General features: G+C 64.2%; 18 protein-coding genes. 5 read left to right on the top strand and 13 right to left on the bottom strand.

Features of this window, described 5'->3' with window-relative positions; genetic code table 11:
* The 8 genes from ASF84_RS10535 to ASF84_RS10500 form a co-directional block, all read right to left on the bottom strand.
* The coding region (locus ASF84_RS10535) for a Rieske 2Fe-2S domain-containing protein (protein ID WP_156684197.1) at positions 1–566 on the bottom strand (566 nt) is incomplete at its 3' end.
* A gap of 292 nt (positions 567–858) precedes the next feature.
* On the bottom strand, positions 859–1,254 hold the full coding sequence (pcaC, locus tag ASF84_RS10530) for a 4-carboxymuconolactone decarboxylase (protein WP_056837937.1): 396 nt from the start codon (positions 1,252–1,254) through the stop codon (positions 859–861).
* Positions 1,255–1,257: 3 nt separating this feature from the next.
* Positions 1,258–2,622 carry a 3-carboxy-cis,cis-muconate cycloisomerase gene (locus ASF84_RS10525; protein ID WP_056837935.1) on the bottom strand — a complete coding sequence of 455 codons (1,365 nt, stop codon included), beginning with the start codon at positions 2,620–2,622 and terminating at the stop codon, positions 1,258–1,260.
* 22 nt (positions 2,623–2,644) lie between these two features.
* Positions 2,645–3,994, bottom strand: a complete 1,350-nt coding sequence (locus ASF84_RS10520; protein ID WP_056837933.1) for an MFS transporter — start codon at positions 3,992–3,994, stop codon at positions 2,645–2,647.
* A 74-nt stretch (positions 3,995–4,068) separates the two neighbouring features.
* Positions 4,069–4,671: a protocatechuate 3,4-dioxygenase subunit alpha gene (pcaG, locus tag ASF84_RS10515; protein ID WP_056837931.1), complete on the bottom strand. Its 603-nt coding sequence runs from the start codon at positions 4,669–4,671 to the stop codon at positions 4,069–4,071.
* Positions 4,672–4,681: 10 nt separating this feature from the next.
* Positions 4,682–5,401: a protocatechuate 3,4-dioxygenase subunit beta gene (gene pcaH / locus ASF84_RS10510; RefSeq protein WP_056837929.1), complete on the bottom strand. Its 720-nt coding sequence runs from the start codon at positions 5,399–5,401 to the stop codon at positions 4,682–4,684.
* Positions 5,402–5,527: 126 nt separating this feature from the next.
* Positions 5,528–6,466: a pca operon transcription factor PcaQ gene (gene pcaQ, locus ASF84_RS10505; protein ID WP_056838022.1), complete on the bottom strand. Its 939-nt coding sequence runs from the start codon at positions 6,464–6,466 to the stop codon at positions 5,528–5,530.
* A complete protein-coding gene (locus ASF84_RS10500; protein ID WP_056837927.1) occupies positions 6,463–6,714 on the bottom strand; it encodes a glutaredoxin family protein in 252 nt (83 codons plus the stop codon). The genes pcaQ and ASF84_RS10500 overlap by 4 nt, the downstream gene beginning before the upstream one ends.
* 431 nt (positions 6,715–7,145) lie before the next feature.
* On the opposite strand from ASF84_RS10500, the gene ASF84_RS10495 reads away from it, so the two are divergent.
* Genes ASF84_RS10495 through ASF84_RS10475 form a run of 5 tightly spaced genes read left to right on the top strand, consistent with a single transcriptional unit; the run spans position 7,146 to position 10,768 of the window.
* Complete coding sequence (locus ASF84_RS10495; protein WP_236709406.1) at positions 7,146–7,952, top strand: sugar phosphate isomerase/epimerase family protein; 807 nt, start codon at positions 7,146–7,148, stop codon at positions 7,950–7,952.
* A gap of 60 nt (positions 7,953–8,012) precedes the next feature.
* A complete protein-coding gene (locus ASF84_RS10490) occupies positions 8,013–8,747 on the top strand; it encodes an AzlC family ABC transporter permease (RefSeq protein WP_056837923.1) in 735 nt (244 codons plus the stop codon).
* The gene (locus tag ASF84_RS10485) at positions 8,744–9,088 is read left to right on the top strand and encodes an AzlD domain-containing protein (protein WP_056837920.1); all 345 of its coding nucleotides are present in this window, start codon (positions 8,744–8,746) and stop codon (positions 9,086–9,088) included. Before ASF84_RS10490 ends, ASF84_RS10485 begins: the two co-directional genes overlap by 4 nt.
* 1 nt (position 9,089) lies before the next feature.
* On the top strand, positions 9,090–10,349 hold the full coding sequence (locus ASF84_RS10480; RefSeq protein WP_056837918.1) for an aminotransferase class I/II-fold pyridoxal phosphate-dependent enzyme: 1,260 nt from the start codon (positions 9,090–9,092) through the stop codon (positions 10,347–10,349).
* An 11-nt stretch (positions 10,350–10,360) separates the two neighbouring features.
* Positions 10,361–10,768, top strand: coding sequence for a hypothetical protein (locus ASF84_RS10475; protein WP_236709405.1), 408 nt, complete (start codon positions 10,361–10,363; stop codon positions 10,766–10,768).
* On the opposite strand, the gene ASF84_RS10470 is transcribed toward ASF84_RS10475, so the two are convergent.
* From ASF84_RS10470 to ASF84_RS10450, 5 genes are all read right to left on the bottom strand, one after another.
* Positions 10,743–11,834 (bottom strand): acyltransferase family protein, encoded by a 1,092-nt coding sequence (locus ASF84_RS10470; RefSeq protein ID WP_056837915.1) that lies wholly within the window; start codon positions 11,832–11,834, stop codon positions 10,743–10,745. The genes ASF84_RS10475 and ASF84_RS10470 overlap by 26 nt on opposite strands.
* A gap of 760 nt (positions 11,835–12,594) precedes the next feature.
* Complete coding sequence (locus tag ASF84_RS10465; RefSeq protein ID WP_056837913.1) at positions 12,595–15,579, bottom strand: bpX6 domain-containing protein; 2,985 nt, start codon at positions 15,577–15,579, stop codon at positions 12,595–12,597.
* Entirely contained in the window at positions 15,572–17,404 is a 1,833-nt protein-coding gene (locus tag ASF84_RS10460; RefSeq protein ID WP_056837911.1) for a hypothetical protein, read from the bottom strand. The genes ASF84_RS10465 and ASF84_RS10460 overlap by 8 nt, the downstream gene beginning before the upstream one ends.
* Positions 17,404–17,856, bottom strand: a complete 453-nt coding sequence (locus ASF84_RS10455) for a bpX5 domain-containing protein (RefSeq protein WP_236709404.1) — start codon at positions 17,854–17,856, stop codon at positions 17,404–17,406. Before ASF84_RS10455 ends, ASF84_RS10460 begins: the two co-directional genes overlap by 1 nt.
* On the bottom strand, positions 17,853–18,974 hold the full coding sequence (locus ASF84_RS10450; protein ID WP_056837908.1) for an AAA family ATPase: 1,122 nt from the start codon (positions 18,972–18,974) through the stop codon (positions 17,853–17,855). The genes ASF84_RS10455 and ASF84_RS10450 overlap by 4 nt, the downstream gene beginning before the upstream one ends.
* Positions 18,975–18,985 lie beyond the last annotated feature (11 nt).

The raw sequence follows: 18,985 nt of genomic DNA, 5'->3' as shown, positions 1-18,985 counted from the left end.
CCCTCGGGCGACTGGTCGACGATCATGTCGATGATCTTGGCCGACTCGCCCAGGTGCTCGACCAGTGGCAGCACGTCGGCGTTCAGGCTGCCGAACAGAAAGCCGCGGTACGACTCGAAACGCGCCACGCGGGTCAGGTCATGGGAGCCTTCACAGTTGAAGCTGTCCGGATAGCCGGCGTCCACCGGGTCCTTGACCTTGAGCAGCTTGCCGCTGTTGTTGAAGGTCCAGCCATGGAACGGACAGGTGTAGGACGACTTGTTGCCGGTCTTGTGCCGGCACAGCATCGCGCCGCGATGGCTGCAGGCGTTGAGGAAGGCGTTGAGCACTCCGTCCTTGTTGCGGGCGATGAAGATCGGCTGACGGCCGATCTGGGTGGTCAGGAAGTCGTTCTTGCCGGGGATCTGGCTTTCGTGGGCCAGGTAGATCCAGTTGCCTTCGAAGATGTGCTTCATCTCCAGGTCGAACAGGCGCGGATCGGTGAACATCTCCCGCTTGCAGCGGTAGATGCCCTGCTCCTTGTCTTCCTGGAGCAGCGAGTTCAGATAATCAGAGCCGAGGGACATGACCTGGAGCCTCCATTGTTATTGTTCAGGCCAGGTCAGGTTAGGGCGATGGAGGGGCGGGCAATATCCGCTTTATGCAGATCACTATCCGTTTCTTGCAAACGGGCAATAACACCTGCGGATGGCAAGTAGGAGCGCGCTCTGCCCGCGACCGAGTGCGAAGCGCTCGCAAAATCTGCCAGACGCCACAAATGCTGAACTGTGGACGCACTCAAAATTTATGAAACGCCACAAATTTACGACTGCTAACGCAGCCGGTCGCGGGCAGAGCGCGCTCCTACAAAGGTTCAGTTCATTCCTGCAGCGACTCGACCCCCAGTTCGTTCCACACGTCTTCGGCCAGGTGGAAGGTGGCGTTGGCCGCCGGGATGCCACAGTAGATCGCGCTCTGCATCAGCACTTCCTTGATCTCGTCGCGGGTCACGCCGTTGTTTTTCGCGGCGCGCAGGTGCAGGCGCAGCTCGCCTTCGCGGTTCATGCCGATCAGCATGGCGATGGTGATCAGGCTGCGGGTGTGGCGTGGCAGGCCCGGGCGGGTCCAGATATCACCCCAGGCGTGGCGGGTGATCATTTCCTGGAATTCTTCGTTGAACGGCGTGAGTTTTTTCAGGCTGTTGTCGACGTGGGTGTCGCCCAGTACGGCGCGACGCACCTGCATGCCGGCGTCATAGCGTTCTTTTTCGTTCATGGATCACTCCTGGGTGAAATGGGTGTGTTCAGCCACGGCGCGCTCGACCCAGCGCCGGGCCTGGCCCAGGTAATGGGCCGGGTCCAGCAGGCGGTCCAGCTCGTCGGCTGACAAATGTTCGGTGACCTGAGTGTTAGCGCCCAATACCTGGCGCAGGTGCGCGCCCTGCTCCACTGCGCGACGGCAGCTTTGTTCGATCAGATGGTGCGCGGCATCGCGGCCAACACAGCGCGACAAGGCAATGCTTACGGCTTCGGCCAGCACCAGCCCCTGGGTCGATTCGAGGTTGGCGCGCAGGCGTTGCGCGTCCACCTCCAGCCCCGGCACCACCAGCAAGGCCTGTTGCAAGGCCCCGGAGACCAGGCAGCACAGCTCAGGCAGGGTTTCCCACTCGGCATGCCACAGGCCCAGGCTGCGCTCGTGCTCTTGCGGCATGGCCGCCAGCATCGTCGCCACCAGCCCCGGCGCCCGGGTGGCGGCGCTGATCAGCACGGCGGCGCCCACCGGGTTGCGCTTGTGCGGCATGGTCGAGGAGCCGCCCTTGCCTGGCGCCGACGGTTCGAACACCTCGCCCACTTCGGTCTGCATCAGCAGGCTGATGTCGCGGCCCAGCTTGCCCAGGCTGCCGGCCAGCAGGCCCAGCAGGCTGGCGAACTCCACCAGCCGGTCGCGCTGGGTGTGCCAGGGTTGTTCAGGCAGGGTCAGGTCAAGCTCATCGGCCAGGGCCTGGGCCACGTCGAACGCTTGCTCGCCCAGCGCCGCCAGGCTGCCCGACGCACCGCCAAACTGCAGGCTCAACAGGCGTGGCTTGAGTTCGACCAGGCGCTGGCGGTGACGGGTTACGGCGCCCAGCCAGCCGGCGATTTTCATCCCCAGCGTGACCGGCGTGGCCTGTTGCAGCCAGGTGCGCCCGGCCAGCGGGGTGTCGGCATAACGCTGCGCCTGAGCGGCCAGGTGCCCGGCCAGTTGCTCAAGGTCACGTTCAAGCAACACGATGGCCTGCCGCAGTTGCAGCACCAGCCCCGAGTCCATGACGTCCTGGCTGGTCGCGCCCATGTGCACATAGCGCTCGGCCTCAGGGTTGTGCGCGGCAATGCGCTTGCCCAGTGCCTTGACCAGCGGAATCGCCGAATTGCCGGCGCTGCCGATGGCGATGGCCAGTTCGTCGAAGTCGAACAAGGCCGCCTGGCACTGCTGCTCGATATCGGCCACTACGGCGTGCGGAATCAGGCCGACCCGCGCCTCGGCCCGGCTCAGGGCTGCCTCGAAGTCGAGCATGCCTTGCACCCGGCCGGCGTCAGAGAACACCTGACGCATGGCAGGCTGGGTGAAATAGGCGTCAAACAGGTGATTGCTGGGTGTACTCACAAAAAGGCTCCTGTGGAAGGCATCATGTCGCATCGGCATGGCTGACCCGCCCCTTGAGCAGGATCGCCAGCGCCGCCAGGGCCGCCGGGACCATCAGCGCGGTCAGGACCTGCTCGAAGCTCCAGCCCAGGCCCAGCAAGGTGGCCCCGGCCCAGGCACCGAGGATCGCACCGAAGCGGCCGATGCCCAGCATCCACGACACGCCGGTGGCGCGGCCCTGGGTCGGGTAGAAGCGCGCCGCCAGCGAGGGCATGGCCGATTGCGCACCATTGATGCACATGCCGGCCACCAGCACCAGGCTGGCCAGCAGCATGACGTTGTCCAGGCTCTGCCCGACCAGCCAGGCAAACGCCCCGGCCAGCGCGTAGGCGCCGCCGATCACCCAGTGCGGGTTGTAGCGATCCATGGCCCAGCCTACGCCCACGGCACTGAGCACGCCGCCCAACTGGAACAGCGCGCCGATCACCGCCGATTGCTCAAGGCTGGCGCCGCTGTCGCGCAGCAGGGTCGGCAGCCAGCTGGTCAGCAAATAGACAATCACCAGGCCCATGAAGTAGGTCAGCCACAGCAGCAAGGTGCCGACGCTGTAGGTGCCGGAAAACACCACTTTCAAGACATTGCGGCTGCCGACGCTGGCCTGCTCGGGCACGCTGAAATCCGTGACACCGACCAGCGCCTGTGGGGCGATGGGTTCCAGCACCTTGCGCACCCGTGCAGCACCGCGATTGCGCACCACCAGAAAGCGCGCCGACTCGGGCAGCCACAGCGCCAACGCCAGGGCCAGGACCAACGGCAGGACACCGCCAAGCAGCAACAGGCTTTCCCAGCCCAGGGCCGGGATCATCTTGGCCGAGATAAACCCGCCGCTGGCCATGCCCAGGTTGAAGCCACAGAACATGCTGGTCACCAGCATCGACTTGAGGCGTTCAGGGGTGTATTCGGACAACAGCGTGGTGGCATTGGGCATCGCCGCGCCCAGGCCGATACCGGTCAGCAGGCGCAGCACCAACAGTTGATCCAGGCTGGTACTCCAGGCCGACAGCAGGCTGAACAGCCCGAACAGAAACACCGCCACCACCAGCACCAGCTTGCGGCCGAAACGGTCGGCCAGCGGGCCGGAGCCCAGGGCGCCAAAGACCATGCCGATCAGCGCGGCACTCATCACCGGCCCCAGGCTGGCGCGGGCAATGCCCCACTTCTGGCTCAGCGCAGGAGCGATAAAGCCCATGGCGGCGGTGTCCAGCCCGTCGAGAAAGACAATCAGAAAGCACAAGGCAACCACACGCCATTGAAACGCCGACAGCGGTTGTTCATTGATGAAACGCTGCACATCGAGGGTTCGCCCCCCGGCCGCAGTAGCAGAAAGCGTCATGGCTTATCCCTTTTATTGTTATGCAGGAAAGCCTGCGCACCGGGCAGTGCGCAGGCCTGGGTCACGCAGCAGCGTTAGAAATCGAAGAACACCGTTTCGCCTTCACCCTGTACGCGGATGTCGAAGCGATAGGCCAACTGGCCGTCCACCGTGCAGCGTTTGGCGACCAGGGTCTCGCGGCGCTGGACCTGCTCGACCAGGTTCAGCACCGGGTCAGTGGCATTGGCCGCGCTTTCATCGTCGAAATACAACCGCGTGTGCAGGTGAATGTTGATGCCCCGGGCAAACAGCGAGACGTTGATGTGCGGGGCCATCGGCACGCCGGCGCCATTGGTGACCACCCCGGGCTTGACGGTCTTGACCGTCCACACGCCCTCGTCGTCGGTGGCGGTGCGGCCGAAGCCGTTGAAGGGCCGGGCCGGGTCGTAGGTGGGGTCGTAAACGCCCTGGTGATCGGCCTGCCACAACTCCAGGTACGAGTCGCGCATCAGTTGGCCGTTACCGTCATAGACCGAGCCCAGCAACAGGATGGGCTCGCCGGCAGCCCCCGGCCGGGCCATCTGGTTCCAGATTTCCAGCTCGCGGGTCGGGTTACCGGCCACTTGCAGCGCAAGACCGATATGAACGTACGGGCCGGCTGTCTGTGAAGGGGTTTCCGGCAGCAATTGAACGGGCATGGCAACCTCCTCAGCGGTTTTCGAAGTGGGTCTGGCGCTGGCCGCGCAAAACGATGTCGAAGCGGTAGGCCAGGCAATCCATCGGATTGGCCAGGCCCATGTCGAGCCGCGCGATGAGGCTCTGCACCGCCTCAGGGTTGGTGATCGACTTGACGATCGGGCACAGCGGGATCAACGGGTCGCCTTCGAAATACAACTGGGTGATCAGGCGCGTGGCAATCGACGGGCCGCTGACCGATACATGGATGTGCGCCGGGCGCCAGTCATTGGGGCCGTTGCGCCACGGGTACGGGCCGGGCTTGATGGTGCGGAAGCTGTAGTTGCCGTCACGGTCGGTCAGGGTCCGGCCTACGCCACCGAAGTTCGGGTCGATGGGTGCCAGGTACTGGTCACGCTTGTGGCGATAACGGCCACCGGCGTTGGCTTGCCACATTTCCACCAGGGTGTGCGGCACCGGCTTGCCGTACTGGTCGACGACCCGCCCGGCCACCAGGATACGCTCGCCGATCGGCAGGCCACCGTGATCGAAATTGAGCAACAGGTCGTTGTCGAAGCGCCCCAGCACCAGATGGGAAAAATCGGGACCGGTGGTTTCCGAGATCGACTGCGGGATGCTGACCAGCGCCTGGCGCGGCGAGCGCAGCACGGAGGTCTTGTAGTCGGGCGTGAGGGCTTTGGGGTGCCAGTTTCGATCACGAATGACGAAGCGGCTGTTGTCGGCAACAGACATGGCTTGGGTCCTTGGCGTTGTTGTTATGAGGCAGGCTGTACCGCCGGCGCATCGGGCTGGCCGCAGTGTCACGCGCCAAGGATTTTTCTAAAATTGAAAAAAAAGCCACCATCCATAACCAAATGGTTATGGATCAAGCCCGTAGGCACCGTTGCGGTAGGCTTCGCCAACCTGGCGCAGTTCATCCACGCACCACAGCGCCGCCCGTGACAAGGGCACCGCCGGGTTGCTGCACAGCCCCACCGAGCCGCCTGGCTCGCGAATGCCCATGTCGAGTTCGACCAGGCTGGCGTCCTGCACCTCTTGCAATACTGCATCGAGCGGCGCGATCCAGATGGCGTTGCTGCGTTGCACATAACGCCGGCTGAGGGTCAACGACAGGGTTTCCAGACGCTGGCGTGGCGGCTGGATGCCGTACTGCACGAACAGGCTGTCGGCAAAGGCGCGGATGGTGGTGCCGGCCAGCGGCAGCACCAGCGGGTAGTCCTGCAGGCTTTCACGGCGCAGGGGCGCGGCCAGCAACGGATGATCACGGCGCGCTACCAGGGTCATCGACTCGTTATAGAGATGCTCGAAGCTCAGGCCGTGGATCTGCGGGCTGTCGGTCATGCGCCCGACCACCAGGTCCACTTCGCCGACGCGCAACTGGGCCAGCAGGTAGGCACTGGGGCCGGTCATCACGCTGACGATCAGCGCCGGGTGACGTTCATGCAGACGGGTGAGCACCTCGGGCATCAGCAGGCTTTCGGCGGTGGACAGTACGCCAAGGCGCACCGTGGCCGTCTCGTGCTCACCCGAGCGCAGGCTGTTGACGCCCTCGCGCAGGGCCTGGACGCTGGGCCCGGCAAAGCGCATGAAGGCCACGCCCGCCCCGGACAATTGGGCGCCGTGCTTGCCGCGCAGAAACAGTACGGCGCCCAGCAGGCCTTCGAGTTCCTTGAGCGCCTTGGACAAGGCCGGCTGGCTGATCGCCAACTGATCGGCGGCCTTGGCCAGGCTGCCCTGGCGCGCGACTTCGAGAAAGCACACCAGGTGGCGGTATTTGATCCGCGTATCGATATTCAACGGCTGCAGGGCCAACTGAGGAAACTGGCCACCTGATCGACATCGAACGGCCAGTCCAGCTCGGCACCGGTGTCGACCCGGCGCAACACCGGGATACGCAGGTCGTAATACTCAAGCAGCAACGGGTCGTCGGCGATGTCAACCAGCTCGACCATCAACCCGTACTCGACCAGTGGCAGCAGCAGCCCTTCGGCCACCTCGCACAGGTGACAGCCGGGCTTGCTGAGCAATTGGCATTCGGGTGGCATGGGAACGGGCTCGCAGTAACAGGTGAATGGGGCCAGTGACCCGTTCATTCTAGGCGCAGTGGCGTAGAGCGTCGAGGCCCGACACCCTGACGTCTACGCACTGCCCAACAAATGGGATCACATTATTCAAGGCCGAATTTGAAACAAGGCATTTTCCTACACACTGCGCCTGCTGGCCTGGCTTGAAAACAAGCCGATCCAGCGCATACTTTGATTGCACACCAAGTCACACCGTCACGCCACGCCCCATTACACCCCTGCTTGTTGCACGTACTCTGCACAGCCGCTTTCAACACAGTGACTGCACGCGCACACGCTTGATGAATTGTTATTAAACCCATGGACAGTCAACAACAATAAAACGGAGATAACGGATGACGATAACAGCCCCCCCTGCACTCACAACTTCGCCCCTTGTATCAGACTGGCCGATGTTCATGACAGCGGCCGCGCAACAAAACTATCTGTCAGCCGAAACCGGCCTGCTGGCGGCCCGCGAAGAAGGCTATTCCCACTGGTACATCGATGGCAGCCTGGAGGGCGAACGGCCCGATGACTTCAAGACCGAGCGTCTCGCAGCCCTGATCGAGCTGATGCAGGTCACCGGCATGCAGCCCATCTACCATGGCAACTTCAAGGCGCCTCTGGGCAGCGATGTCAAAGCCCTGGCCAGCAGCGCGCTGGACTACGTCAAGCAGGAAGTCGACCTGTGCCAGGCCCTGGGCGGCGTTCCGCTGATCGTCCATGGTGGCGGCATCGTAGAGCCACGCCTGGTGCGCGAGGCGTGTGGCATCGGGCTGCGCCACCTGATCGACAACCTGCAACAACTGGTCGCCTATGGCCGGGCGCGGGGGGTCGAAATCTGGCTGGAGAACCTGTGCAACTACACCCGGTTCCACCCTTTCTATTACATCTGCACCACCGAGGACGAAGTCGAAGCGGTACTGGCTGACGTGCCTGACCTGCACTTGTTCCTCGATGTTTCCCACGCCTACGTCAACCAGGGCGATCCCCTGTCCTTTTTCAACAAGTTCAATGCGCGTGTCAGGGGCATGTCGTTCAGCGACAACAAGGGTGACCGCGATGCTCACTCTCCCCTGGGTCGCGGCACGCTCGACTTTCCGGCGCTGCTGACCGCGATTGAACGCACCGGCTGGCACGGCACGATCGGCTTTGAAACACGTGGCGCCACGTTACTTAAAAGCGTGAACTTCCTGAACAGCCTTGCGCACCATTAAAGTTCAATAAGCATTACATTGCCGGCGATTGATAGTCGCCGGCAATCCGAGGATTTATTCATGAGTGACAACACTGAAACATCACTTATAAATACGCCCATGACGTGCCGAAAGAGGCCGGCGTTTATTGAAGGGTGCATTGATGCTTCGCCGGTCAGCCTGACCTTTGTGTTTCTGTTTTTTTCCATTGGTGCCGCCAGCAGCGAAGCAGGCTTCAGTGCCTTGCAGGCCATGGTGATGACCTTGACCGTACATGCCGCGCCCTTGCAGGTGTTCCTGACCCAGCACGGCGTCAGCCTGACAGTGATGTCCATCCTGCTCACGACCCTGGTGGTCAACTTCCGCTTTGTCATCATGTCGTCGGTGCTGGCAGAGCACTTCAAGGGCGTGCCGCTGTGGAAATCACTGCTCTGCGCGCAGTTGCTGTCGATCTCGACCTTTACTCTCTCCACAGGCAAGAAAGACAAGATCGACAACCTGCACGGCTATTACCTGGGCTGCGGGGTCAGCACCCTGAGCGTGGCCGTGATCGCCACGGTCGCCGGCTTCTGGATCAGTACCGAGCAGGGCCCGTACCTCAAGGCCGTGATCGGCATCATCCTGCCCGTGCATTTCACGGCACTGGCCGCGCTGAGCTGGCCAAAACTCAAGCCCCTGCTGGTCACCATGGCCGGTTTTGCCCTGACCCCGGTGGCCGGGCGCTTCCTGCAGGAGTACCAGATCTTCGTGGTGCCCTTTGTGCTGGCCGGCCTGATGCTGGCATTCGATGTGCTCAAGGCAAGGCATGCACCATGAGCCACTGGACCCTGATTTTGATCGCCGCACTGGGCTCCTATGCGCTGCGCGCGCTGCCGATCCTGTTCTTTCACCGGTTTCCACTGACCGAGCAAAGCCTTGCCTGGCGTTTTCTGAGCTATGCGGCCTTTGCCGTGATGGGCGGGATCATTTACTCGGCACTGCTGGGAGACGCCTGGTACAGCGACTGGCAAGGGCATTTCGATGATGCCTCGACCCTGATTCGCCTGGCGACGCTGGCGGTGGCCGTGATCGTGGCTGCCCGCTACCGCGGTGTATTCCGCACGCTGTTCGTGTCCCTGACGTTCTTCATGCTGATCACCGCGCTGACAGGAGTCTGATATGCCGCCCCTTACCTGCCTGAACACCTTGCGCGCACGTCATGCCGCACTCTGTGCACAACCGCCATCGCTGAACATGACCCGTGGCCTGCCCTCTGCCGAACAGGTGGCGCTGTCACGGCCCTTTCTCAGCCTGCCGGGCGAGCAGGCCTTCTGTGCCGCCGATGGCCAGGACTGGCTCAATTATGGCGGGCTGCAGGGGCTGCGCGAGGTCCGGGACCTGTTTGGCCCGCTGCTGCTGGGCCTGCCTGGCGAGCAGGTGGCGGTAGGTGAGAACTCGAGCCTGGCGCTGATGCATGAGACCCTCGGGCACGCCTGGGTACGCGGTTTTCCCGCAAGCCCCGCCTGGGGCCGGGCTGACAGGGTGCGGTTCATCTGTCCGGAGCCTGGCTACGACCGGCACTTTTCCATCTGCGAGTATTACGGGATTGACATGGTGCCAGTGGCGATGACCGAACACGGGCCCGACATGAACGAAGTCGAACGCCTGGTCGCCAGCGATCCGACGATCAAGGGCATGTGGTGCGTTCCCCGGCACGCCAACCCCAACGGCGCCGTCTACACCTCGCAGGTGGTCACACGCCTTGCCGCCATGCCGGCGGCAGCCAGGGACTTCAGGCTGTTCTGGGACAACGCCTATGCCATGCACGACTTTGCCGGGCCATCGCCCGCTGACGACAACAGCGCTATCCACACAGCCTGTGCACAGGCCGGCCACCCGGACCGGGTCCTGGCCTTTGCCTCGACCTCGAAGATGCTGATTCCCGGTGCGGGCCTTGCCTTTTTCGGTGCCAGCCAGGCGATGCTGCGCTGGTGGCTCGAATGTCGCACGCACAAGACCATCGGCCCCGACAAGGTCAATCAGGTGCGTCATCTGCTGTTCTTCAAGGACCCTGACACCGTGCGCCGGCACATGCAGCAACAGGGGCACCTGTTGCAGGAAAAGTTCGCACAGGTCGAGCGCATCTTCGACCAGCATCTGAGCGGGATCGAACAGGTCAGTTGGTCAAGCCCCGGTGGCGGCTATTTCATTGCCTTGCAGGTGCCGCACGGGCGCGCTGCACAGGTGGTGGAGCTGGCCGGCCAGGCCGGTGTGAGCATGACCCCTGCCGGTGCCACCCATTGTCATGGTATTGATAGACAGGGCCGTCACTTGCGGATCGCCCCGTCCCACCTGTCGCTTGAACAGGTGGTGACGGCGGCCAGAATCATTGCCCATGCCGTTCAACTTGCCTGCGCAGCCCCGGCTGCCGAACACTGAGGTCAATCGCCATGATGGTCTACGATGCTGAACGCCTGGTCCGCGAGGCGCAGGAGCCGCTGGCGCACAACCTCGCTTGCGTATGTCTGGAACGCGACCTGACCGGCTGGAGTGGCTGGCCGGCCACCTACCACGAAGATCAGTTCATGCGGGTAGGCACCCTGGCCCAGGAGCTCAAAGACGAGTCCACCCTTGATGAATATCACCCGGCCGGGACGTCCTACTGGTCGCCCCACGCACCGATCGCCCCGCGCTACTACCCCTACAATCAGTGCGGTGTGTGGACCTGCGTCACCTGCGGCCGGTTTTACCTGCGACACAACGATGAAGGGGCCTATCATTTGGAGCGACGTATACGCCGCGTGTTGCCCGAACATGTTGTGGAGGTGCCGCTCAGCGGTGATGCACCGCCGGCCTGACACTTGAACGAAAGCGCCACTTGCAAAAGGCATTGGCCCGGTCGAGCACCGGCTTTTCAAAGAGCCGGTAGCCGACCCAGCCATAAACCAGTACGGCAGCCATCATCAGCACGGCAAAGACCAGGTTATCCAGGTAACTGCCAGGCCAGGGCCCCAGCCATGTCCACACCCGTCCGATCACCCCCAGCACCAGCAAGTGCGACAGGTAAAGGGTGTAGGACATGTCACCCACCGCCACCAGCGCCGGACTTATCCGCACCCGACCACGACGCTCCAGCAGCGCCAGGCTCAGTACCAGGCCACCGAAGGTCACGCCCACCACCAGCATGCGCGCCAAACCATGCCCTTCGAACAGCTGGAAAAAGCCGATCAGCGGCATGCCCACCAGTGTGGTCAGCCATAGCAGGGCCCACACGGTACGGTCAGGGATCCTGGCGCTGTAGGGGCTGTGGAACAACAGCGCCAAGGCCGCGCCACCGATGAACTCCAGCGCATAGGGATGCACGATGATCTGCACCAGAGGCGAATAGTCCTGCCAGGACTGCAGGGTGTTGAACACCAGCAGCAGCAAGGCCCAGACCGCCAGCAAGCCCGGTAGCCAGCGCTCGCGCCACGGCAGAAAGCCACTGAACACCAGGTAGAACCACAATTCGAACACCAGTGACCAGGCGACCATCACCAGCAACACCTTGTCGCTGGGCAGCAGCAGGAACGAGCGCAGCAAGTTGGAATCACCATGACCGCTGTTGACCATGCCCGGTTGCACCAGGTACACCGCCAGGGTGATGAAGAAGTACAGCCAATAGGTGGGGTAGATGCGCGAGACCCGGTTGAACACAAAGCGCTGCGCCTGGACGCTGTCCTGAAAGCGGCCGCGACTGACGATCACCATCACAAAACCGCTGATGACGAAAAACAGGTCGACGCCCAACTGGAAGAAATCCAGAAACCCCGGCAGCAGCCGGTCGCCGCCTGAGTATCGGGCCTCGACCGAAGTCATGTGAAACAGCACCACGCCCAGTACCGCCAGGCCCCTGAGCCCCTGTAGGGCAAACAGTCGCTCCATGCACCACGCCCCATCACTGACCGACGCTGTGCCGGTACTGCCAGATTCATGAGCCCTGAGCATAGCCAAAGGCTACGATCCTGCCGCACTCAACGCTGCCGGGGAATGTTTCGTCAAACGCAGATCATGTTGTGGGAGGCGGCTTGCCGRCGATGACGGTCTGACAAGCCCCGCGCCTGTACCGCCGCATTCGCCAGAGCGGCCGATTTCCAAGCCTTACACAATCCTGTGGGAGCGACCAGCGGTCGCGAAAGGGCCGGTAGATTCACTATCTTCAGTGCCTGACAGCCTGCATTCGCGACCGYTGGTCGCTCCTACGGGATAAGGCCAGTCAGTTAGCTGRGTTTCRTCRAACKCAGGKCGCTGTTGTGGGAGGCGGCTTGCCGRCGATGACGGTCTGACAAGCCCCGCGYCTGKACCGCCGCATTCGCCAGAGCGGCCGATTTCCAAGCCTTACACAATCCTGTGGGAGCGACCAGCGGTCGCGAAAGGGCCGGTAGATTCAACCTCTTCAGTGCCTGACAGCCTGCATTCGCGACCGGTGGTCGCTCCTACGGGGGTAGGGCCAGTCAGCACAGACGCAGCAGATGTATTGCCTAGCTGGCCTCATCGCCGGCAAGCCGCCTCCCACAGGTTTGATGTGACCCTGAATTTCGGGCTTGGCACCAGACTGTGGGAGGCGGCCTCCCACAATTGTGTGTCAGACGCAAAAACGGGTGAAAACCGGCCTGACTGATCGGCATTACCAGTACGTGGCGGTTCAATTGACCGAAATGTTGCGCTGGCGGCCTTCATCGATATTGAGATGACTGAACCGCCCCTCGCCATCAAAAAGCAACCAGTCATCCCCGCAACTGCGCACGATCACCTCATACAGGTCATGCTGCGGCCATTGCAGACGGGCACACAGGCGGTCACTGTCGCGGTGAATCATATGCCAGGCACTCTGCCGATCGCCGTTGACATAAGCCACCAGCAGCCAGTGCGTGGAGGCCTTGAGGAGAACGGCATCGCTGTCATGCTCGGCGCTGGTTTCGTCCAGGCCCGGGAGGCGATAGCCCTTGCGGTCGCGGCCCTCCTCCAGCAAGAGGATGGGGGCCCCGGTGTCGACGTGCTTGAGGCGGTACTCCAGGAACTGGCCATCGAAGCAGAACACCTGGTCGCTGTCTTCATAGATCCGCGCCGGCATCGGTTCGCGTCCGGTCAGCCGACGCTCGGGCAGCGTGTAGTGCCAGAACTGGTTATCGCCATCGGGGTTGTACAGCCACCAATGCTCATGCTTTGTGTCCTCGCGCAGGCAGATAATCTTCCCCGGCAGGTCGCTGACATGCCAGAGCGTGGCAAAGCCGTGGTCCACATCCACCACCCGCACCTGCTTGTCGCGACCGATGGTCCAGGCCGTGCCATCGAACGAGCGGGCATGGACATTGAACATCAGCACGCCCAGGTCTTTGGCGGTGCGATTGACCAGGTCCAGCTTGCTGATGCGCCACACGCCATCGTGCCGGGCCAGCGCCAGGGCCACTTGCCGGCTGTGGGCAATGACCAGTTCCTGCGCCGGCACCGAGAAATGAAACAGTGTCTTGCCGCTGGCATCGATCACCGAGGCCCCCGCCTCACCCAAGGCCAGCAGGTAACGGTCATCATCCAGCACGGCAGCGTCCAGGATCGCCCGGCTGCCCGCTTGCGGCGCGGTCCATTCCAGCGTGTCCGCCACCTTGTCCAGCGACGTGCGGGCCGCCGGCATCAGCAGCCTGGCCGGCAGGTCGGCCTGCAACAACGGGTCCTGGCTCATTTTCATCAACGTCTGCAACTGGCTCTGGGTCAGGCGCGTATGGCCGCAGGACTGGTCGGCCAGGATCGCGTGGACCGTCGCACCACTGAGCCAGGCCAGCGCAGCCTGTTGGTCCTGATGCTGCAACAACGCCTCGGCCAGCGCGGCGCGCTCGGTGTAGCGCTGCGGATCATCGCGCAGTTGCTCGACCCAGGTACCATAACTGGCCAGGGTGTCGGGTAGCAGGATGGCGCGCTTGACCAACGCGCCGATGGCCAGGCGTCCACCGGCCGCCTCGGCATCGAGCAGCCATTGCGCCGCACGCGGGCGCTCGGCCGGCAGAGGCCAGACCACGTCCACCGCTTGCAGCCACAAGCCCTTGCCGATCAAGGCCTGCGCCCACTCCAGGCGCAGGCGGTCGGCCTGCTCGGGCCACTTGTCCTGCAGCATCGGCACGGCCTCGGCAAAGGCATCGTCGCGCCGGGCCACCAGCAAGGCCCGCTGCCAGTCGCCGGCCAGGCACAGCAGGCGCACGATCATCGCCGCCGGCATGTCCCAGCCCAGCGCCAGCTCGGCCGCCTGTTGATGGCGCCCGTGCTTTTCCAGGTAATCCAGCGCTTCCTGACGCACCTTGAGCAGCTCAGCCAGGACAAACACGGCCTCCTCGACCCGGCCTTCGCGGTCCAGGCGCTCGAAGGCCTGGCGGTACAACTGCTTGAGGTGCGCCTCCATGTCTTCTTCGAACAGCATCGCGCGACCGGGGCCGGTGTGCTGGCTGAGCTTCAGTTCATCGCGGCGCTGCGGCGTGCCGAAGGATTGCTCGGTGGCGCCCTGCCCGCTGCCGATGGGGATGGCATGACGCAAGGCTTCCTGCAGGTCGCCGTCCTCGAACATGGCTAGCATGCGCTGTACGTAGGCTGCCTGGCGCTTGCCGTACAGGTCAGACAAGCGCGAATGCCGGGTCAGGCGCGTCAGCCAGCGCCGCCAGGTGGCCGGTTTGTGCCAGCCTCGACGCGCGCGTGGCGCCAGCGCCGGCGGCGCCTTGCCCGGAGGCGCCGAATCATTGGCAGCCGCCTGTTGCGGGGCCTGGCGCCGGGCCTGCTGTGCAGCCTTGGCCGAGCCTGGTGCACCGCCCTGGCGGACCGGCACGTCACGCTGGCGCAGCAGTTTGCGCAGGCCCATCAGCAACAGCGTGAACAGCACGACCCCGATGAGCAGGCTGATCAGCACCGCGCCGATGTTCACGGAACCGGAGGGACGTGCTTGATCGAACTGCGCGGCCAGCGCGGACATCAGCATCACCAGCCCGAGAAACACGGCCATCTTCAGCCAGTCGGGATACGGGCCACTCGGCGCACGCCAGGGGTCACTGCGCGCAGCGGTTGCAGGCTGGGCGGACGGCGACTTATCTACCGCCTGGCGCTGACGCGCCTGCAAGGCCTGCATTACCCCTTCGCGCTCGGGGCTGGCCGGGCCCACGGCATCGCCCAGGATGTCACGTACATCGCTGGCGATTCCCAAGGGTTCCAGTTCCGGTTCGGGCAGGGTGCTGCGGCAATCGAAGGTCTCATGCAAGGGGTAATCGCTGATCGCCAGCCAGTCACCCGGCGCCAGCGCCGTGGCGTCACGCAGGTGCAAGGCGCTGACCTGGCTGCCGCGCACCAGCCACAGGTCGGCGGTCGGCAGGTGCGCCCGCTCCTGCTCGGTCAACGGCGCTGAACACAAGCCGCGCCCCTGGCGGATCAACGGCCAGCCGGCCAGGGTGTCGCAGTGCAGCGACAGCGGCTGGCGCCAGCACAACAGGTGGCCGTCGGCGAAGCGAAAGGCACGGGCGCCGGTCTGCCAGTGCTGCACGATCAGGCGCGCGCATTGCTGCTCGGTGAAGCGTTCGGCCGGCCACCACAGGCCCTCGACCTGCTGCTGGCCGGTCAGCACCGGACGGCGGATCAGTGTGGCGTCATGCTCAGGCATCGGTGCGTTCCTTGTGTTCATCCTTGAGCTGGTTGCACATCACCTGCAGGACCAGGGTGCGGCCCGAGACCGAATACACCAGCAGCTCCCGGGCCGTGGTCAGCACGGCGACCAGGCCGCTGAGGCTGCAAAAGCTCACGCGGGCAATCGGTTGGGTCGTGGTGAACAGCACCTGTTGCTGACCCTGGCTCCAGAGCCCGATGCTGTGTTTGTCCGGCGCCATCATCACCAGCGCGTAGTGGCGGCGGCCTGGTTGCAACACCAGGCCCAGCCCTTTCCAGCCGGGGGCCAAGTGAATGTGTTCGCTGTCCATTTGCAGGCTGTGGGCCGGCACCACCTTCCAGCTCTGGCGACCATTGTCGACGCGGCCCAATGCACAGCCGCCGAAATGCTTGCGCCACAAAGGGTTGGCGGCAAACAGCACCTCGGTGACGCCATCGGCATCGCCGAGCATGCCGACACAGGTTGTGGTGCCATCGACAGTGACCGTGTAGGCATACAAATGCCCGGCCTTGTTGTGCACATAGCCCATCCAGTGCGGGTCGACCATCGACAGGCCCAGCACGTTGTCAGCCAGGTAGCAGGTCTTGCCCGCCTCCGGCGGTGCTGGCGCCTTGCCGCTGTGGGCGACCCAGTACGCCAGATGCCCTTGGGTGTCGAGCACAAACAACCGGCCACCCTGACGGCTCGGCAACCAGGCCACCGGCAACCAGTTGGCCGTGCCCGGCGGCAGTTGCAACTGCTCGCGCTCGGGCTTGTCGACCGGCCTCAGACCACGCACGTTCCAGAACCACAGCCAGTCGCTGTCGCTCAGGACGGCCGTCACGGTACGGCTCATGAAGGTCACGGCCAATGGCGTGCGCGCCCCGTTCCAGAAACTGTGGTGCACTTGCAGGTTCAGTTGCTGCTCCGAGGCCGGCAGGCGGATGACCACCATGCCTGGCTCGTCGAGCAGGCGCAGGGCAATGTGCTTGCCGGTTATCGAAATCACCGGCGGCAGGGTCAGCGACACCCGCGATACGGTCCCTTTGAGCACGGACCTGACCACCTCGCCCTCGAACTGGCCCTTGAGCAGTGGCACGGCCAGGCGCGCGTCCGGTATCGGCAGCGTCACCTGCCGGGTACTGCCGGCCTGCAGTTCGACACTCAGGCGCTGGCCGTCCAGGTGGCGCTGCACCTGGACCAGGTGGGTAAAGGGCGCCACCGGCGACCTGGGCAGGCGCAGCCCCACCCCCCAGCATTCCCCGGCGCGCTGCGGCTGGTCGGCCAGAAAGGCACGCCAGGCCTGCCAGTGCCCGTCATTGACCACCGTCCAGGTCGCGGCATCCAGCAACTGACGCAGGTGCGCGACGCTGTCGAATGCATGCAGCGTCGGTGTTGCATCCTGGAGGATGCCCCAGCGCAACTCGGCACCGGCCTGCCGGGCACGGCGCGCCAGCAGCATCAACAGCGCCAGGTGCACCAGCCGCGCCGCGCCCAGTTGCAGGGGGCCGGCATCGAACAGCACGACCATCAGCCGATTGGCCTGGCGGGCCCGGTACTGTGGCGCCAGGAACACATGCTCGCCCTCCACCGCCCGGCGCAGAAACTCGTCGGGCAGTTCTTCAGCCAGCAGCCATTCGCTGGACAGCAGGCGCTCATAAGGACCACGGCGTTGCAGGTCGCCCAGCCCGTCCGGTTCCGGCACACCGCCTTGCTGGCGGCCATGCAGCGGCCCGAGCAAGGGATTGAGGCGCCCCAGCAGGTCGGCAAACAGCGGCAGGTAGTCGGGCGCGAACCATTCCAGCCATTGGCGCCAGGGGTGCAGCGATTCAGGCAATTGCATCAGCGGTCCGCCCAGTGACTGGCGATGCGCTGCAGCAGCGCTGCGCTCAAGGGTAACTGCCGGTCCAGCGGCACCGCCGCCCTGGGCGCATGCCAGAGCAGCAGCGGCGAGCGGGCCAGGGCCTTGGCCAGCGCCTGCCCCAGCAGATCGACGGGCACCACGGGCTCCCAACGGGTCGGCAGCCACAAGCCGGGCGCACGCTCATCGGTGCAGGCGTATTCGATGCCATCGACCCACGGCAGGTCGGCAGCCGCACCGGTAACAATCAGCCCGTCGCGATGCGCGGTGGCATGCAGGCGGCGGTCAGCCCCGTCAGCGTTCAGCAACAGACGGGCATGCAGACGCCGGGCCACCTCGCCCCAGGCCACGGCCGCCTGAGGCTTGGCCGGGTGCAGGCGCGGCTGCCAGTCCCAGGCCATCGCCGGGGCCGGACTCATGACTTGCCCGGTCATACCGCGAACGTCAACAGGCGGGTCAATTGGCCACGCGCCTCCTGCAACGGCGCCGGCATCGTCTGGCTGTCGAAGTTGGAGTCGATTTCGCGCAGCAGGCTTTCCAGTTGTTCATTGGAAGGCGGCTCGCTGCTTTGCAGGTAGGCCTGGGCGCTTTCCAGCAGGCGATTGAGCCGCGACATCGGCTGCAGGGTCGCCTCCTCCACAGCGCTGAACAGATGGCTGTTGCTCGACTGCGCCAGCAGTTCACCGAGGATCTCACGCCCGTGCTGCTGGGTTTCCTGGGTCGGCAGCACGTACAGCAGCGGCCACAGGTCGGCCTCGCTGGCCTCGACACGTCCACCGAGCAAGGCGGCGGCGGCAATCAGCCGCTGCGACTTGACGATGCGTCGGTCGGACAATGCGATGCCGGCTTCACGCAGGCGACGAATCGCCTGGGCCAGCAGCGGCCGCACCACCGTAAGGTCGACCTCGCCCAGCGCCTGGCTGAGCGTGTCGAGTTGACCCAGGTCGAGCAACGCCTGTACGCGGCGCTGCTCGCTCTGCCAGCCACCGGCCAGCATGGCTTCGAGCTGGTTGTCCGGCACCGAGTCGACAAACAGGTGCAGCAGGAAGCGATCACCGAACGCCTGCAAGGCTTCGTCGTCGGGCAGGCCGTTGGAGGCGGCGACGCAGACACGCAGCGGACACTGGATCTGGGTGTGACCGCGCCGGAAGCGCCGTTCGTTGAGTACACCCAGCAAGGTGTTGAGAATGGCCGTCGAGCCCAGGAACACTTCGTCGAGAAAGACGATATCGGCTTCGGGAAGCATGCCGCTGACGTCGGTTTCTACCGTGCCTTCACGCAGCTTTTTCAGGTCGACCGTGCCGAACAGTTCCGAAGGCTCGGTAAAACGCCCCAGCAGGTATTCGAAATAACGCCCGCCCATCGATTGCGCCACACGCCGCACCACCGCGCTCTTGGCGGTGCCGGGCGGGCCGATGACCAGGATGTGCTCCTGGGCGACGGCGGCCAGCACGATCAGTTCGGCCAGTTGTTCACGCCCGATCAGGCCCTCGGTGGCGGTCCGCACGACCTGACGGATTTGCGCGGCCGCGCTGTGCAATTGAGCGTTCATAACATCCTTTC

Source organism: Pseudomonas sp. Leaf127 (assembly GCF_001423155.1).
Taxonomy (GTDB): domain Bacteria; phylum Pseudomonadota; class Gammaproteobacteria; order Pseudomonadales; family Pseudomonadaceae; genus Aquipseudomonas; species Aquipseudomonas ovata.
This window is presented reverse-complemented; position numbering and strand designations above follow the sequence as displayed.

Bases quoted from the DNA above. Each gene is read 5' to 3' on its own strand.
- pcaC (WP_056837937.1), bottom strand. From the start codon at position 1,254: ATGAACGAAAAAGAACGCTATGACGCCGGCATGCAGGTGCGTCGCGCC.
- ASF84_RS10520 (WP_056837933.1), bottom strand. From the start codon at position 3,994: ATGACGCTTTCTGCTACTGCGGCCGGGGGGCGAACCCTCGATGTGCAG.
- pcaG (WP_056837931.1), bottom strand. From the start codon at position 4,671: ATGCCCGTTCAATTGCTGCCGGAAACCCCTTCACAGACAGCCGGCCCG.
- pcaH (WP_056837929.1), bottom strand. From the start codon at position 5,401: ATGTCTGTTGCCGACAACAGCCGCTTCGTCATTCGTGATCGAAACTGG.
- ASF84_RS10500 (WP_056837927.1), bottom strand. From the start codon at position 6,714: ATGCCACCCGAATGCCAATTGCTCAGCAAGCCCGGCTGTCACCTGTGC.
- ASF84_RS10495 (WP_236709406.1), top strand. From the start codon at position 7,146: ATGTTCATGACAGCGGCCGCGCAACAAAACTATCTGTCAGCCGAAACC.
- ASF84_RS10490 (WP_056837923.1), top strand. From the start codon at position 8,013: ATGAGTGACAACACTGAAACATCACTTATAAATACGCCCATGACGTGC.
- ASF84_RS10485 (WP_056837920.1), top strand. From the start codon at position 8,744: ATGAGCCACTGGACCCTGATTTTGATCGCCGCACTGGGCTCCTATGCG.
- ASF84_RS10480 (WP_056837918.1), top strand. From the start codon at position 9,090: ATGCCGCCCCTTACCTGCCTGAACACCTTGCGCGCACGTCATGCCGCA.
- ASF84_RS10475 (WP_236709405.1), top strand. From the start codon at position 10,361: ATGATGGTCTACGATGCTGAACGCCTGGTCCGCGAGGCGCAGGAGCCG.
- ASF84_RS10470 (WP_056837915.1), bottom strand. From the start codon at position 11,834: ATGGAGCGACTGTTTGCCCTACAGGGGCTCAGGGGCCTGGCGGTACTG.
- ASF84_RS10465 (WP_056837913.1), bottom strand. From the start codon at position 15,579: ATGCCTGAGCATGACGCCACACTGATCCGCCGTCCGGTGCTGACCGGC.
- ASF84_RS10460 (WP_056837911.1), bottom strand. From the start codon at position 17,404: ATGCAATTGCCTGAATCGCTGCACCCCTGGCGCCAATGGCTGGAATGG.
- ASF84_RS10455 (WP_236709404.1), bottom strand. From the start codon at position 17,856: ATGACCGGGCAAGTCATGAGTCCGGCCCCGGCGATGGCCTGGGACTGG.
- ASF84_RS10450 (WP_056837908.1), bottom strand. From the start codon at position 18,974: ATGAACGCTCAATTGCACAGCGCGGCCGCGCAAATCCGTCAGGTCGTG.